We start from the raw sequence: 14313 nt of genomic DNA, 5'->3' as shown, positions 1-14313 counted from the left end.
ACGAGAGACGCCGGCGGACCGGTTCGCCGGAAGAGCCCAAAGCGCGGATTGGGATTGAACGCGATCGCGTCCCGGCCTATTTCGGGAGGCATGATACAGATCCTCCCCCGATCGCTGCAAAGCGCACCCGCACCGCCGTTCATCACGGCATTTCCAAAACCGACGACTACGCGTGGATCCGCGCCGACAACTGGCGCGAGGTGATGCGCGACGGGCGCCCCGCGCTGGCCGACGACATCGAAGCCTATCTCGACGCCGAGAACGCCTTCACGCAGGCCGAGATGGAGGATACGGCGGCGCTGCAGGAGGTGTTGTTTGCGGAGCTCAAGGGCCGCATCAAGCAGGACGACAGTTCCGTGCCCGCGCCCGACGGCGCCTTTGCCTACGCGATCCGCTATGAGGAAGGCGCGGAGCACCCGCGCATCGTGCGCACGGCGCGCGACGGCGGCGGCGAGGAGCGGGTGCTCATCGACGCCAACCAGCTCGCCGAAGGCAAGACCTATTTCCGTCTGGCCGGCGCCGACCATTCACCCGACCACAAGCTGATGGCCTGGGCGGCGGACGAGAAGGGCTCGGAGTATTTCACGCTGCGGCTGCGCGACACGGAGACAGGGCAGGATCTCGCCGACGAGATCGCGGAGACGGCCGGCGGCTGCGTCTGGGCCAACGACGGCAAGACGCTGTTCTACGTGTGGCTGGACGACAACCATCGTCCGTCGAAGGTTTTCCGCCATGTTGTCGGCACCAGCCCGGCGGACGACGTCTGCGTCTACGAGGAGGCGGACGCGGGGTTCTTCGTCGGCGTCGGCAAGACGCAGTCGGGCAAGTTCATCACCATCGACTGCCACGATCACCAGACGTCCGAGGTCCATCTGATCGACGCCGACGCGCCCGAGAGCGCTCCGCGGCTGGTCGCGCCGCGGCTGGTCGCGCAGGAGTATTCCGTCGAGCACCACAACGGCCTGCTGTACATCCTCACCAATGCCGACGGCGCGGAGGATTTCAAGATCGTCACGGCTTCGCTGGGCGATCCGGCGCGCGCGAACTGGAAGGACCTGGTGCCCCACCGCGAGGGCCGGCTGATCCTGTCGCTGACGCTGTTCGCCGACCACATGGTGCGGCTGGAGCGCGAGGACGGTCTGCCGCGTGGCGTCATCCGGCGGCTTTCCGACGGCGATGAGCACAGCATCAGCTTCGACGAGGAAGCCTATTCGCTCGGCATCTCGGACGGTTATGAGTTCGACACGGCCTTGATCCGCTTTACCTATTCCTCCATGACAACGCCCGCGCGCGTCTATGATTACGACATGGAGACGCGCGAGCGGGTATTGCGCAAGGAGCAGGAAGTGCCCAGCGGGCATGATCCGGAGGCCTATGTCACCCGCCGGGTGATGGCGCCCTCACACGACGGCGAGCTGGTGCCGGTGTCGCTGCTCTATGCAAAGGACACGCCGCTGGACGGCTCCGCGCCGTGTCTGCTCTACGGCTACGGCTCCTACGGAATGGCGATGCCGGCGAGTTTCTCCACCAATGCGCTGTCGCTGGTCAACCGCGGCTTCGTCTATGCCATCGCCCACATCCGCGGCGGCAAGGAGAAGGGCTTTCGCTGGTACGCCGAAGGCCGCCGCGAAAAGAAGGCCAACACGTTCCGGGATTTCCTCTCGGCGGGCCAGTATCTGTGCGACGAGACGTTCACCGCGCGCGGCAAGATCGTCGGCCACGGCGGCTCGGCCGGCGGCATGCTGATGGGCGCGGTCGCCAACATGGATCCCGAGCTGTTCGCCGGCATCGTCGCCGAGGTGCCCTTCGTCGACGTGCTCAACACGATGCTCGACGACACCCTGCCGCTGACCCCGCCCGAGTGGCCGGAATGGGCAATCCGATCGACGACGAGGAGGCCTACCGCTTTATTGCCTCCTATTCGCCCTACGACAACGTCGGCGCGCAGACCTATCCGCCGATCCTGGCGGTGGGCGGGCTGACCGATCCGCGCGTCACCTACTGGGAGCCGGCCAAATGGGTGGCGAAACTGCGCGCAACCCGCACCAATGACGCGCCGCTGCTTTTGAAGACCAACATGGACGCCGGCCACGGCGGCGCCTCGGGCCGCTTCGACCGGCTCAAGGAGGTCGCCTTCAACTGGGCGTTTGCGCTGAAGGTGGCGGGAAAGGCGTAGTCGGCGCACTGGACCGGTCAGGGCCTGAGCGGAGCGCTCAGGCCCTATTTCATCAGCTTCTTCAGTTCCTTGACAAGGGCATCGACTTCTTCTGCCGCCTTGCCGTTGGGTTCGGTCTCGCTCGCCGTGCGGCCCTCGCCCATTGAGGCGGCGAAGGCGATACGGTTGCCCAGCCGCGCCTTGGCGGTTTTCGAGCCCAGCGCATCCAACGCCGCGGCCATTTCGCCGGTCAGCAGGGCGCGCGGCGGCACGCGGTTCATCACCAGGATGGCGGGCACGTCCTCATGGGCGGCCATGTCCAGCGTCATCTGACTGGCCCAGACATCGACGGGCGATGGCTGCACCGGGATGGCGACGAGATCCGCCGCCTCGATCGCCGGGCGCACGTCGCGGTCGGATTTCGGCGGCGTGTCCAGCAGCACGAAGTCATAATCGCGCGCCAGGCTGCGCGCCTCGCGTCGCGCGCCCCAGCCCGACGCGGTGCGGAACTCCAGTCCCGTGGCGTCTTCGCCCAGAAGCTGCTCGCGCGCCTCCAGCCATTCTCCGAGGCTGCCCTGCGGGTCGATATCGAGCATCGCCACGGAAATTCCACGTCCCTTCCCCAGCGCAATGGCGAGATGAGCGGCAAGGGTTGTCTTTCCGGACCCGCCCTTTTGTTGAGCAATGGTGATGATTTTGCCTGTCATTTACGCGCGCCTCTAAAAGTAGCACTGCAAGATCGCACCCGAATACGCATGGGGTTGGCCGCAGCCTCACAGCTTCGGGTGCCGGCCAGCGCATCCGCCCTATCCGATGTAAGGCCTATGCCCAGCAAACGCCATGCCACGAGGGTCGAACGCGGTGTGATCGGATGACGCAGCGGCGACGGCACCCGGCCGGCGGGCGCTCACGCCGCCTCACATGTGCGTGAACCCGAGGCTTTCCGCCAATCGCGGAAGTATCCATTAAGGTTGCGGCCGCATAGTTTCCCGCAGTGCGCCCCGCTCTCGCATGACGCCGTCATGCTCAACCGGAACAGGAACAATGGTCGTGGCCCTTTCGGCATCGCTGTTTTCTCCCTCAGCCTCCGGCAAGTCCGGCGGATCGGAGGAGGCGTCGAAAGAGGTCCAGCAGCTCAAGGCCGAGATCCTGTCGGCGCGCAGCGAAAAGCAGTGCGCCACCTGCGAAGGCGACAAGAAGAAGCTCGACGAGCAGATCCAGCAGCTCGAGACGAAGATGCGCCAGGTGCAGTCGGGGTCCAAGGTCGAACCGGAACGTGACAAGGACCGCTTGAGGTCCGGCGACGCCCCCGGAGCGGCCCCAGCCGGCGGACCGGGGGCTGCGGACGGCGCACGCCCGCCGGGTTTGGAAACGAACCGAGCGACCGCGCTGGAGTCCCGCGGCGATGGATCAGGCGTCACGCCACAACGCTTCCAGCCGCCACCCGGCCAGCCCGGGCATGTCCTCGATATCTCCGTGTGAGATATCGAGGACATGCCCGTCAATACAGACGTTACGCGGGCAGCCCGTCTCGTGCGTGGGTAACGGCGAGCGGCACGTCCAGCGGGAAATGCGCCTGGAAAGCTGCCTCACCCATAGCGGTGAAGATGACGGCCCTGCCGCCCTCGACGCGTGACGCCCATCCCAAATCAAAGACCTTCCGGGCAAGCGCCGCCCCGAGTCCTCCCGCCAGATGATGCCGGCGGACGCTCCAGTCCAGGCACGCGCGGCACATCGGACGGCGTTCAACCGCAAGCCCGTCGGTCCCGATCCCGAGTTCTTCGCAGAACCGGGCTCCCGGCGCCGTCAGGACCAGATCACTCTCGCCGCCGCCGACAAAGCCGCGCTGAAGAAGACTTTCCAGAATGCGCACGCCCATGTCCCCCGCCAGATGGTCGTAGCACATGCGCGCCTTGCGCATCGCGGGTTCGCGCGGACCGGTGCGCACCCGTGCGTGGCCTGCGCGCGCCGCCAGCCCCATGATGGTTTCCAGCACATGGGCGACATCTGGATTCGCCAATCTGAAGTACCGATGGCGCCCCTGCTTCGTCACCCTGACGAGATCGCCGTCGAGCAATTTTGAAAGGTGCGAGCTCGCCGTGGGCAGGGACACGCCAGCCTCAAGCGCCAGCTCGCTGGCGGTCAACGCCTGGCCGCCCATCAGGGCGGTGAGGATGTTGGCGCGGGCGGGGTCGCCGATCAGCGACGCGATCCGCGCAATATCGGGGCCTGTTTTCATGGTTCGATGATAGTCGAAGCATTGTCGTGCGGCAAGACGCTAGGGTGTCCCGACGGCATGAAGCGGGGCGTCACTCTCCCGCCCGTGCACGCGTGAAAACACTGCCCACCGGAGACATATCGTGACCATCACCTGCTTCATCCGTTACCAGATCGACCCGTTCCAGCGCGCCGCGTTCGAGACCTATGCGGAGAACTGGGGCACCATCATTCCCGCTTGCGGCGGCGACCTGATCGGTTACTTCCTGCCCGAAGAAGGCAGCAACGACATCGCCCACGGCTTGATCTCCTTTGCCTCCCTGGCCGAATATGAGCGTTATCGCACGCGACTGAAGCAGGACCCGCAGGGCCGCGCGAATTTCGAATTCGCGCGGGACAAACGGTTTATCCTGCGCGAGGAGCGCACATTTCTTACCCCCGTCGAGGGCACCACACAGGACATGCGCCGATGATCGCCATCATCTTCGAAGTCGAACCCGCCTCGGGCCGCAAGCAGAGCTATCTCGATCTCGCGATGGAGCTGAAGCCGCTGCTGGAATCCATGGACGGGTTCATTTCAGTGGAGCGGTTCGAAAGCCTGACGACGCCGGGTAAGATGCTGTCGCTGTCGTTCTGGCGCGACGAGGAGGCCGTGCGCGCCTGGCGGGAGACGGCGGAGCACCGTTCCGCGCAAGCCGCCGGCCGCGGTGGTGTTTTCAGCGGCTACCGGCTGCGCGTGGCCTCGGTGCTGCGCGACTATGGCATGAATGAACGCGCCGAGGCGCCCAAGGACAGCGTGGCGGCTCTGGGGTGAACCGGAATCAGGCGGCCAGTGCCGCGTTGAGCTTGTAGCCGGAAAGAATCGTCACGCCGCGCACCAGCAGGACCTCCAGGTCGGGATGATCGGCGCTCTTGGCCTGCAGCTTCTCCAGCCGATCGAGCGAGACGGGGCCGCTCTTGGTGTGGACCTGAAACGTCTCGCCGTCGCGCCGGTTGGCTCCGGAGAAGTCCGATGCGGCGGGGCGCCGCCGATCAGGACCGCAGTAGCCGATGCGCGCGTGTATGTAGACCCGGGGGCGCCGCATCAGGCTGAGCATCTGTTCGTAGAGCCGCACCGCACGGATGGGTTTGGGCAGCAGTGCGTCAAACCCCGACTCCACGGCTTTGCGCGCCACCTGGGTGCCGCCCGAACCGCTCAGCAGGATCATCGGCACCGTGCGCCGAAACTGTTGCTTGTCCTGACGCAGGGCCATGGCAAACTTGAAGGCGGTGGCGTTCGCAAGCGCCCCGTCAACGAGAATGACATCGACCGGGTTGGCGCGCAGAAACGTAATCGCAGCTTCGGAATCGTCGAAAACCGCCAGCGAGCGCACGCCCATCCCACGCAGCATCGTGCTGATCAGCGCACTGAAGCTTCGACTGCCGTCGAGCATGAGAACCTTAAGAGTGTCGGTGCCTTGCATTTTCATCACCCCGGCCCGTCGCGGCGACGCCCCTATTGCGCAGACTGCGCTCAGGATATTGGGCGGGGGTTAAAAAGCGGTTTGCCGGACGCCAGAGCATGCGGTTCCCGGCGGACAGGAGGACCTCAGGTCTTGATGCCAAGGATCGAATAGAGCGGACACCAGTTGATCACGGCGGTGGCGATCGGCACGACGCCGATCCAGCCGATCCACTTCCACGCGATATCGGCGGGGCCGTAGAGCGCGAAGACAATCAGTGCGATGCCGACGACGATGCGCAATATGCGGTCGAGGCTTCCAATGTTCCTGGTAATCGCTGCCATGGTCTTCTCCTGTGCTGGGTTCCGCGCGCCCGGCACGCCAAGCCGGGCGCGGCGGAGAGTGACCATACGATAGCGGCGCGGCGGGCGGCGTCTTTAAGATGGATCAAATCGGCCGCCTTGCTTTGGCCTCCGAATGATCGCAATCATTGGCGGATATCAGGAGCATGGCGGAGCCGCGGCATGCTCCGGCCATGCACGAGCGAACAGGCGGATACAGAATGCGAAACACCACGACCACAATGATGCGCGCCGCCGCGGTGGCGCTTCTGGCCGGAGCCGTCTTGAGCGGCTGCAACGGCCGGGACACCTTTTACGACGCACGCAGCGGTCAGGTCTTCGAAGCCTACGGCACAGCCTACGATTGCCGCATCGCGTCACGGAAATACGGCCCCGAAAACGTCTGGCGCGGGCTCGCGGGCGGACGCCTGTTCATCGCTCCGGGCGAGAGCCGCAACATTTCCCGTGAAGCCTGTTTCCCGAGCCGCGCGGAATGCGAGTACTGGAGCGCCCAGATGGACGGCGCCATCACCCGCATCGTCACCAACAGCTGCACCCGGGGCCTGCGCGGCTGAGGCGCATCGGCGGCACTGTTGGCGCTGACCGGTGTGTTGGCGCCGCAATGGACCGCCCATCCTTCGAGACAGTCGCTTGCGCGGCTTCCTCAGGATGACGTTGAATTGGTGGGGATTTCCCAAAAAATCAACACAATGACGCCATCCAGAGGAGGCTGCACGAGCAGGCGTCTCGAAGAATCGGCGCCAGGTGCCTGGAAACCCCACATCAACGAAAAAGGCGGAGCCCGGGGCCCCGCCTTCAAACCGCTAACAACACTCATACCCCTCGATCGTCATCCTCGGCCTTGTGCCGAAGATCCATGTTTTCAATGGCTTATGGATGGTCGGGACAAGCCCGACCATGACGAAGGAGGGATTTCTCGGCTTTGTCATCAGGCTCAAGGCGGACCAGATGGCCCGCCTTTTTCCATTTCGCCATCACGGATGACGGAATCGATCGCCCGGATTACGACGCCTTTTCGAACAGCTCGGCGACATAGTCCCAGTTGATCAGGTTGTCGACGAAAGCCTCGAGGTATTTCGGACGCGCGTTGCGGTAATCGATGTAATAGGAGTGCTCCCACACATCGCAGCCCAGCAGCGGCGTTCCGCCGTGCACCAGCGGGTTCTCGCCGTTCGGCGTCTTGGTGATCTCCAGCTTGCCGTCCTTGTTCAGAACCAGCCATGCCCAGCCGGAGCCGAACTGGCCGGCGCCGGCGGCGCAGAAATCGGCCTTGAACTTGTCGTAGCCGCCCAGGTCGCTGTCGACCTTGGAGGCCAGCGCGCCGGGAAGCGAGCTGCCGCCGCCGTTCGGCTTCATCCATTTCCAGAAGTGAATGTGGTTGTAGTGCTGGGCGGCGTTGTTGAACAGGCCGGCGTTCTTGCCGAAGCTCTCGCGGCAGACGTCCTCGAGGCTCTTGCCTTCAAGGCCCGAGCCTTCCAGCAGCTTGTTGCCGTTGGTGACATAGGCCTGGTGGTGTTTGTCGTGGTGATACTCGAGCGTTTCTTGCGACATGTAGGGGCCGAGCGCGTCATAGGCGTAGGGAAGATCGGGAAGTTCAAAAGCCATGGGTTTTCTCCTCGGCCGCTTGTGATGCGGAAGTTCGGTCACGGAAACGCGCGACCTCGTGAATGCTACGAAGCGCAAAATAGGCATCCCGCCGCCCGACGGCAACGCCTGAGACGGCGGGTTGAAAAGATATTCCCCTCCGTAGCACGGAAGCGGATACCGTATCGCGATCATCGACATGCGCCGGCGCCGCCCGACCGCGGCCGCATGGACGGCGAAAGCCGCGCATGACAGACCAACGCCCGACCCCCCGCCCGCGTTCCATCGCGCGCCATCGCGTTCGGCGGACCGAACGGTGCTTCGCTCGCGTCAGTCGTTTCGGAAGGCGTCGCGGATCATGGCGCTGTCGAACTGGTCCGGCACGGTGCCTTCGATCGCGTAGATGTACAGCGCCGCCTTGAGAATGGCGCCCAGCGTCGAGAGCACCAGCGCCGTGATGATGAGCCAGGCAATGGCGCATCCCCAAAGCGCGCCGGCCAGCAGCGGATCCCGGTCGAAGACGAACAGCCCGCCGAAGAAGATCAGAGCCGCGCCGATGGCGCCGATGAACTGCAGCGCCGAGAGACCCGCATGGGCGATCAGCGACTCGCCCCATGTCTGGCGGACGGTGGCCACCGAGCGCCGCACGGCGCCGATCGGGCCGACATCCTCAAGCACCAGCACGGGCACGACGAAATAGGTGGCGATCGCCCAGGCCGCGCCCATCAGGCCGGCGATGAACCTGCCGACGCCCTTGAGCCGCTGCTCCACCATATTGAGCAGGAACCCGATGCTCGCCGCAAACAGCGCCCAGGCGAAGATCTTGTGCAGGTTGCGCATCGAGGAGCGCAAGCCGTCCATGACCGTCGGATCGCCACCGGCGAACCGGATCATGGCGCAGGTCACCAGCGCGGTGTTGAAGAAGATCATGATAAAATAGCAGACGAAATAGAAGCCGAAAGCCACGGCCATCACCCAGGGGTCCTGGGCGCTGTCCGGATTGGCCCGAAACCCTTCCATGATCGTCTCCAGCGTGCCGCTGGCCCAGAGCGGGCCGACACTGCCGCCGATCGCCAGCAGGAGAGCCGCGGTGGACATGATCGGAAACAGCAGCATTTCCTTGTCCAGCAGCAGCGCCTTCCAACAGGCATTGCCGAGGGTCCATGCCCGGTCGAACTTCTCAATCATTCGCATCCCGCCCCTGTCCGGATCCCCGCAGGCCCCGCCTTTCCGGCGCCCGGGCCATCGCCGTTGCGCCGCGCGTAACGCGAGCAAACGACAGTCTCCTGCCGGTATTTGAACCAAGGAACCCTAAGGCGAGGTGAAAACGGTTGCCGATCGGCGCACATCGGCGGTGCGCCGATTGCGCTTGGCGACGCCGCGCGGCGTGCTACTTGTCTTTCCATGACACAATACGCGCCGCCACAAGCCTCGCCCCTATCGGCCACCCTGCCCGTCGCGCTCGGCGGGCTGCTCGCCATGGCCGCGTGCATGGGCATCGGACGCTTCGTCTACACGCCGATCCTGCCCTTCATGGTGGCCGAGGCCGGACTGACGCCGGCTCAGGGCGGAATCATCGCGTCCGCCAATTTCCTCGCCTACCTGATCGGCGCGCTGGCCGCCGCCTCGACCCGGCTGACCGACGCGCTGCCGATGAGCCGGCGCACGCTGTTTCTGTCGGCGCTGGCGCTGTCGGCCGCCACCACCGCGGGCATGGGCCTGACGGACGATGTGTCCGTCTTCATCATCCTGCGATTCCTGAGCGGTCTGGCCAGTGCCTACGCGATGGTGTTCTCCACCGCGCTGGTGCTCGATCGTCTGGCGGCGGCCGGACGGCCAGGCCTCGTCTCGCTGCATTTCGCCGGCGTTGGCGCGGGCATTGCCGGCTCCGCGATGCTGGTCGCCGCCCTGGACGCCGCGGGCGCCGACTGGCGGCAGCTGTGGTTTGCGAGCGGCGTGGCCTCCGCGGTTCTGCTTGCCCTGGTCGCGCGGCTGATCGGCGGCGGCGCCGACCCGGGCGCGGCCCCCGCCCAGCCCGGCGCGCCGGCGGGACGGCGTCTGGTGGCGCTGTATGTGTCCTACGGGCTGTTCGGCTTCGGCTATTCCATCACCGCCACCTTCATCAACACGCTGGCGCGGTTGTCGCCCACCCTGAGCGATGTCGAGCCGGTGATCTGGACCGCGGTGGGACTGGCAGGCATTCCGTCGATCGCGGCCTGGGTGGCGCTGGGCAAACGGATCGGCAACCAGCGCGCCTACGCCGCGGCCTGCGTGGTGGAGACCCTTGGCGTCACCCTGTCGGTGACATCGGACAGCGGCTGGGTGGTGGTACTGGCGGCGATGATGCTGGGCGGCACGTTTATCGCCATCACCGCGGTGGGGCTGATGCACGCGCGCAGCCTCTCGCGCGGCGATCCACGGACGGCGCTAGCGCTGATGACCGCCGCCTTCGGACTGGGCCAGATGGCCGGTCCGACCGTCGCGGGGCTGGGTTTCGAGGCGACGGGCAGTTTCCTGCTGCCCTCTCTGAGCGCCGCGGCAGCCCTTGTCGTCGCGGCCGCGCTGGCGCTGACGCCGGCACGCCGGACGGTCTGAGCGTCGAGTTCATCCGCTTGTTGCGCCAGCACGGCTTCATCACCGCATAGCCGCCGCTACAAAGAGAAGATCCGCCCCAGACCTTCCATCGTGTAGGGTTTTGCCAGCACCGGAACGTCGCCGAATTCGGGCGGCACCACGGCCGGATCGTCAAAATCACTCACGAAAACGAAGGGAATGCGCGCCGCCCGCAGATGCTCCGCCACCGGCAGGGACGTCTCCGTGCCCAGGTTGATGTCGAGGACGGCGAAGTCGATCGCCTGACTGTCGATCACATCGATCGCGGCCTTGGCCTGATCGCATGTCACAACGGCCGCGACGCCGAGGCGCCGCAACATATCCTCGGCGTCGAGCGAGAAAATGATGTTGTCCTCGACCAGCAGCACGACGGCGTCAGCGCGCACAAGCCCGCCGTCGCCGCCCCCGAAACGAGATCCGCATTACCCGCACCGGCTGCGCACGGACGCGGGTCATTTGCAACGAACTCGGCGTCCATCGGCTTGGGAATCAAAACAGGCGCATCCCGGAATACGACGCAATCATCGCGGAATGGATCCGCCCCGTCGACATCAACAAAAAACGTCTCGGCCATTGTGTACTTGAAGCTCCATGTGGCCGGCGGCGCGGCGCAGCACATCGTTGGGAATAAATTTTCAACACTGCCCGAGCATAGCCACACCCCTCCCGGCGCGCCTTAACATTGGTTAAGCGCGGAAGACGGAACTTGCACTTTTCGACAATCGGGGCCGCGGGGCCCGAAGCACGCTCGGGCGCGGTTCAGATCATTGGCCGCCGCATCGTGGGATCGCTTTCGAAGGAGGCCAGCGCCTGCAGCCGGTCGCGGTCCCTGATCAGGATCGTATCGTCCGTCCAGCGGATGAGTCCGCGCTCGTGCAGCTTCTTGATCGTGCGGCTGGCGTGCACCGGCGTGATGCCCATGGCCTCCGCCAGGTGCCCCTTGCCAAAAGGCGCGCACAGCGCATTGTTGCCCGCAAGCCCCAGCGCCTCGGCGCGGTCGTACAGATGCAGGATGTAGTAAGCCGTGCGCTCCAGGGCGGTGCGCTGGCCAAGACTCAGCAGGTGACCGTCCAGCATCTGCTCCTCGCGCGCCGCGAGCCAGGTCATGGAGAAGCTGAGTTCGGGAAACTCCTGGAACAGGGTCCAGATCTTGTCGCGCTGGAACACGCACAGGGTGGCACGCGTCAGGGCCGTCACGGAATGCTGCATCTCGCTGAGGATGGCCGCCTGCAGGCCGATAAGATCGCCCGGCAGCGCGAAATTGAGAATCTGGCGGCGGCCGTCCTCAAGCTGCTTGTGACGAAACGCCCACCCCTCGAGGATCGTGTAGAGATGCGGGCTGTTGTTTTCCTCGAGCAGGATCGTCGATCCCGGCTCGACGATCAGCTCGCCGGTCTTGAAGCGCGCGATGAACCCGAGTTGCTTGTCATCAAGCTTGCGGAATACCTCAAGCGTGCGCAGGGGGCACTGTTCGCATTTGGTCTGGTCCGCCATGGTCGCGACAACGCCCGTTTGAAATGGACGAGTGGCCCCGTTCTCCCCGAAGGCACTCTTTCCATTCATCTAACATGCAATCCATCTCGTCCGGCATGCTATTCGTCTGTCAGTCAACCGACCACCGCACCGTTCGGTTCCGCGCGCGGTCTTGCGCTGCAGGACGCTCTGCCACGTTCCGAAACGTGGCACTGCCCGCCCCGGTCTGCTCCGAATGGACGACCCGTCAAGAGCTCACGGAGAGAGCGCCGAGCGCTCGAAAACGATAACCTGCGTGCCTTTGTAAATCGTGCGCGAAAACTCCTTGAAGCCGAGTTTCTGCGCAACCCGCAGGGACGGTGCGTTCCCGGTGTCGACGATGCACGTCGTGCGCAACGGCGGGAGGCTCTTTTCCGCCCACATGAAGACGCCGCGCATCGCCTCCTCGGAAAGCCCCCTGCCATGCGCAGCCGGCACCAGGCCCCAGCCGGCCTCAAGCGTTCCTTCGACCGACGGTTCGATGTCCCGGCGAAGTTCGTGCACGCCGGCCTCGCCAACGAACGCGCCTGTCGCCTTGTCTTCAAGCGCGAAGAAGCCGAAACCGAGATGATGCCAGAGGCCGGCGTGACGCACGAAGCGAAGCCAGGCCTGCTCGCGGGTCAGCGGCGCGCCTCCGAAATAGCGCACGACGGCGGGATCCCGCCACATGGCGGCGTAGACATCGAAATCGTCAAGCCGGTGCGCGCGCAGGAGCAGCCGGTCCGTTTCGAGGGTTGGCGTCTCCATAAACTCGCTGTCCCGATGAAGCGACGGCTCTCTCCGACAGGAAAGGCCAATGACACTACGTCATTTGTTGCTGCAATGTCCGCCACGATCTGCTCGTGACGGCACAAACGCGCGGCCATGATGCGGCCACGCGCTCGGAGACGGTGATAGCTGCTGAACCCATCCAGAGACTGTGAGAAAACTCACCTGCTCAGGCGTGCGCGAAATCCCAGTAGAGCGCGCGCGCCTTCGCAGCGACGGGTCCCGGCTGCTTTTCGCTCTCCTCGATGCGGCCGACGGAGACGACCTTGTGATAATTTCCAGTGGAAAAGATCTCATCGGCCTCGAGAAAATCGTCGTAGCCCAGCACGCATTCGACAACCTCATCGCCGACGGCGCCCAGAAGCCGGATTATGCGCTGACGTGTAATCCCGTTGAGAAACGATCCGTTGGGAAACGGCGTCTTGATCACCCCGTCCTTGACCATGAAGATATTGGCGGTGGCCAGTTCCGCCACGTTGCCCATCATGTCGAGGAACACGGCATTGTCGAAACCGCGTCCCCTGGCCTCGACGAGCGCGCGGGCGTTGTTGGGGTAGAGGCTGCCCGTCTTGGCGTTGACTGGCGCATATTCGAGCGACGGGCGGCGGAAGGGCGACAGCGTGACGGAGATCGAGGCGCCACTGGCGGCGATCGGCGATTCGTACAGGCACAGGCAGAAGCGGGTCGTCTCCGGGTCGCCGGCAACCGTGCCTATGCCCTCCCCCTCGGCCCAGTACATCGGCTTGATGTACAGCGCCGTGCCGGGCGCGAAGCGGCCAATGCCGTCCCGGGTCAGCGTCATCATGTCCGCGACACTCATGGTCGGCTTCAGGCCCATTGCCACGGCGGAGACATTCACCCGCTCGCAATGCAGATCAAGATCAGGGGTGACACCTTCGAAGGTGCGCGCGCCGTCGAAAACACTGGATCCCAGCCACGCCGCATGCGTGCGTGGCCCCATCATCGGCGGATTGCCCTCATGCCATGCGCCGTCGATCCAGGTCCAGGTTTGCGACCAGTCCGTCATAAGTCGTTCCTCGTCTCGTATTGTGTGTCCGACGATCGAACGCCGTTCGGGTGGTCAGGTCAAGGTACCGCCCAAAATTCCAGCATTTGCGCAATTTTTGACTAGACGCCATTTGATGTTCATATAATGTTCCTACTTCATCATCCCCAACGCGCAATAAAGTTGTTTTGTGAGGTTTTCGGATAGTGGAACAGCGGCTCTCTCTCATCACCCTGGGCGTTGACGACCTCGGCGCCGCCCGGCGGTTCTTCGAACACGGTCTCGGCTGGACGCGCGCCAACGTCGACAGCGACGCGGTCGCCTTCTACCAGTGCGGCTCGACCGCCTTCGGACTGTTCGGCCGCGCGGATCTGGCCAAAGATGCCGGTTTGCCCGACGATGCCGCCGCACCGGGCCATTTCGTGCCGTGCTCGATCGCCTGGAACGCGCGCAGCGAGGCGGAGGTCGACGCGGCCTTCGCCGAGACAATCGCGGCTGGCGCCACGCCGGTCAAGCGACCGGAAAAGGTCTTCTGGGGCGGCTATTCAGGCTACGTGCGCATCCCCGGCTGCGATCATCTGCTGGAGATCGCCTACAATCCGGGCTTTCCGATGGGCGAGGACGGCTCCGTGGTGCTGCCATGATCGCTCAGTC

General features: G+C 64.8%; 16 protein-coding genes and 1 pseudogene. 7 read left to right on the top strand and 10 right to left on the bottom strand.

The genetic code is table 11. From position 1 onward, the window contains the following. Positions 1-110: 110 nt before the first annotated feature. Positions 111-2176, top strand: a pseudogene (locus D1F64_RS07435) (S9 family peptidase). Positions 2177-2220: 44 nt separating this feature from the next. Here the strand turns inward: D1F64_RS07435 and parA are convergent. Continuing rightward, a complete protein-coding gene (gene parA, locus D1F64_RS07430; protein WP_117411913.1) occupies positions 2221-2862 on the bottom strand; it encodes a ParA family partition ATPase in 642 nt (213 codons plus the stop codon). 337 nt (positions 2863-3199) lie between these two features. On the opposite strand from parA, the gene D1F64_RS07425 reads away from it, so the two are divergent. Next, positions 3200-3637 (top strand): hypothetical protein, encoded by a 438-nt coding sequence (locus tag D1F64_RS07425; RefSeq protein WP_117411912.1) that lies wholly within the window; start codon positions 3200-3202, stop codon positions 3635-3637. A 31-nt stretch (positions 3638-3668) separates the two neighbouring features. Here the strand turns inward: D1F64_RS07425 and D1F64_RS07420 are convergent, their stop codons facing one another. Further along, positions 3669-4394, bottom strand: a complete 726-nt coding sequence (locus D1F64_RS07420) for a winged helix-turn-helix domain-containing protein (RefSeq protein ID WP_117411911.1) — start codon at positions 4392-4394, stop codon at positions 3669-3671. 121 nt (positions 4395-4515) lie between these two features. Here D1F64_RS07420 and D1F64_RS07415 point away from each other — a divergent pair, with 121 nt between their 5' ends. Together D1F64_RS07415 and D1F64_RS07410 are read left to right on the top strand one after the other, a co-directional pair. After that, complete coding sequence (locus D1F64_RS07415) at positions 4516-4845, top strand: NIPSNAP family protein (RefSeq protein WP_117411910.1); 330 nt, start codon at positions 4516-4518, stop codon at positions 4843-4845. Further along, the gene (locus D1F64_RS07410; protein ID WP_117411909.1) at positions 4842-5186 is read left to right on the top strand and encodes an antibiotic biosynthesis monooxygenase; all 345 of its coding nucleotides are present in this window, start codon (positions 4842-4844) and stop codon (positions 5184-5186) included. The genes D1F64_RS07415 and D1F64_RS07410 overlap by 4 nt, the downstream gene beginning before the upstream one ends. 7 nt (positions 5187-5193) lie before the next feature. Here the strand turns inward: D1F64_RS07410 and D1F64_RS07405 are convergent, their stop codons facing one another. Both D1F64_RS07405 and D1F64_RS07400 read right to left on the bottom strand, forming a co-directional pair. Further along, positions 5194-5835 carry a response regulator gene (locus D1F64_RS07405; RefSeq protein ID WP_162901390.1) on the bottom strand — a complete coding sequence of 214 codons (642 nt, stop codon included), beginning with the start codon at positions 5833-5835 and terminating at the stop codon, positions 5194-5196. Positions 5836-5960: 125 nt separating this feature from the next. Continuing rightward, a complete protein-coding gene (locus D1F64_RS07400; RefSeq protein ID WP_346432307.1) occupies positions 5961-6158 on the bottom strand; it encodes a DUF2892 domain-containing protein in 198 nt (65 codons plus the stop codon). A 218-nt stretch (positions 6159-6376) separates the two neighbouring features. On the opposite strand from D1F64_RS07400, the gene D1F64_RS07395 reads away from it, so the two are divergent. Next, the gene (locus D1F64_RS07395) at positions 6377-6730 is read left to right on the top strand and encodes a hypothetical protein (protein ID WP_162901389.1); all 354 of its coding nucleotides are present in this window, start codon (positions 6377-6379) and stop codon (positions 6728-6730) included. Between the two features lie 448 nt (positions 6731-7178). Here the strand turns inward: D1F64_RS07395 and D1F64_RS07390 are convergent, their stop codons facing one another. Together D1F64_RS07390 and D1F64_RS07385 are read right to left on the bottom strand one after the other, a co-directional pair. After that, the gene (locus tag D1F64_RS07390; protein WP_117411906.1) at positions 7179-7781 is read right to left on the bottom strand and encodes a superoxide dismutase; all 603 of its coding nucleotides are present in this window, start codon (positions 7779-7781) and stop codon (positions 7179-7181) included. 309 nt (positions 7782-8090) lie between these two features. Next, positions 8091-8948 (bottom strand): DUF6159 family protein, encoded by an 858-nt coding sequence (locus tag D1F64_RS07385; RefSeq protein ID WP_205470691.1) that lies wholly within the window; start codon positions 8946-8948, stop codon positions 8091-8093. Between the two features lie 216 nt (positions 8949-9164). On the opposite strand from D1F64_RS07385, the gene D1F64_RS07380 reads away from it, so the two are divergent. Continuing rightward, positions 9165-10355 (top strand): YbfB/YjiJ family MFS transporter, encoded by a 1191-nt coding sequence (locus D1F64_RS07380; RefSeq protein WP_117411904.1) that lies wholly within the window; start codon positions 9165-9167, stop codon positions 10353-10355. A 56-nt stretch (positions 10356-10411) separates the two neighbouring features. Here the strand turns inward: D1F64_RS07380 and D1F64_RS07375 are convergent, their stop codons facing one another. The 4 genes from D1F64_RS07375 to D1F64_RS07360 all read right to left on the bottom strand — a co-directional run bounded on the left by D1F64_RS07375 (position 10412) and on the right by D1F64_RS07360 (position 13680). Further along, complete coding sequence (locus D1F64_RS07375; protein ID WP_117411903.1) at positions 10412-10759, bottom strand: response regulator; 348 nt, start codon at positions 10757-10759, stop codon at positions 10412-10414. Positions 10760-11132: 373 nt separating this feature from the next. Next, on the bottom strand, positions 11133-11867 hold the full coding sequence (locus tag D1F64_RS07370) for a Crp/Fnr family transcriptional regulator (RefSeq protein ID WP_162901388.1): 735 nt from the start codon (positions 11865-11867) through the stop codon (positions 11133-11135). 234 nt (positions 11868-12101) lie between these two features. After that, positions 12102-12632, bottom strand: a complete 531-nt coding sequence (locus D1F64_RS07365) for a GNAT family N-acetyltransferase (protein WP_117411901.1) — start codon at positions 12630-12632, stop codon at positions 12102-12104. A 190-nt stretch (positions 12633-12822) separates the two neighbouring features. Continuing rightward, the gene (locus tag D1F64_RS07360) at positions 12823-13680 is read right to left on the bottom strand and encodes a branched-chain amino acid aminotransferase (protein WP_117411900.1); all 858 of its coding nucleotides are present in this window, start codon (positions 13678-13680) and stop codon (positions 12823-12825) included. A gap of 185 nt (positions 13681-13865) precedes the next feature. Between D1F64_RS07360 and D1F64_RS07355 the strand changes: the two genes are divergently transcribed. Beyond that, the gene (locus D1F64_RS07355) at positions 13866-14303 is read left to right on the top strand and encodes a VOC family protein (protein WP_117411899.1); all 438 of its coding nucleotides are present in this window, start codon (positions 13866-13868) and stop codon (positions 14301-14303) included. The last annotated feature ends 10 nt before the right edge of the window (positions 14304-14313 follow it).

The organism is Breoghania sp. L-A4, from assembly GCF_003432385.1.
In the GTDB taxonomy this organism is placed as follows: domain Bacteria; phylum Pseudomonadota; class Alphaproteobacteria; order Rhizobiales; family Stappiaceae; genus Breoghania.
This window is presented reverse-complemented; position numbering and strand designations above follow the sequence as displayed.

Excerpts from the sequence above, each read along its gene's own strand:
- D1F64_RS07365 (WP_117411901.1), bottom strand. The coding sequence starts at position 12,632 with ATGGAGACGCCAACCCTCGAAACGGACCGGCTGCTCCTGCGCGCGCAC.
- D1F64_RS07380 (WP_117411904.1), top strand. The coding sequence starts at position 9,165 with ATGACACAATACGCGCCGCCACAAGCCTCGCCCCTATCGGCCACCCTG.
- D1F64_RS07420 (WP_117411911.1), bottom strand. The coding sequence starts at position 4,394 with ATGAAAACAGGCCCCGATATTGCGCGGATCGCGTCGCTGATCGGCGAC.
- D1F64_RS07405 (WP_162901390.1), bottom strand. The coding sequence starts at position 5,835 with ATGCAAGGCACCGACACTCTTAAGGTTCTCATGCTCGACGGCAGTCGA.
- parA (WP_117411913.1), bottom strand. The coding sequence starts at position 2,862 with ATGACAGGCAAAATCATCACCATTGCTCAACAAAAGGGCGGGTCCGGA.
- D1F64_RS07395 (WP_162901389.1), top strand. The coding sequence starts at position 6,377 with ATGCGAAACACCACGACCACAATGATGCGCGCCGCCGCGGTGGCGCTT.
- D1F64_RS07400 (WP_346432307.1), bottom strand. The coding sequence starts at position 6,158 with ATGGCAGCGATTACCAGGAACATTGGAAGCCTCGACCGCATATTGCGC.
- D1F64_RS07385 (WP_205470691.1), bottom strand. The coding sequence starts at position 8,948 with ATGATTGAGAAGTTCGACCGGGCATGGACCCTCGGCAATGCCTGTTGG.
- D1F64_RS07390 (WP_117411906.1), bottom strand. The coding sequence starts at position 7,781 with ATGGCTTTTGAACTTCCCGATCTTCCCTACGCCTATGACGCGCTCGGC.
- D1F64_RS07425 (WP_117411912.1), top strand. The coding sequence starts at position 3,200 with ATGGTCGTGGCCCTTTCGGCATCGCTGTTTTCTCCCTCAGCCTCCGGC.
- D1F64_RS07370 (WP_162901388.1), bottom strand. The coding sequence starts at position 11,867 with ATGGCGGACCAGACCAAATGCGAACAGTGCCCCCTGCGCACGCTTGAG.
- D1F64_RS07360 (WP_117411900.1), bottom strand. The coding sequence starts at position 13,680 with ATGACGGACTGGTCGCAAACCTGGACCTGGATCGACGGCGCATGGCAT.
- D1F64_RS07410 (WP_117411909.1), top strand. The coding sequence starts at position 4,842 with ATGATCGCCATCATCTTCGAAGTCGAACCCGCCTCGGGCCGCAAGCAG.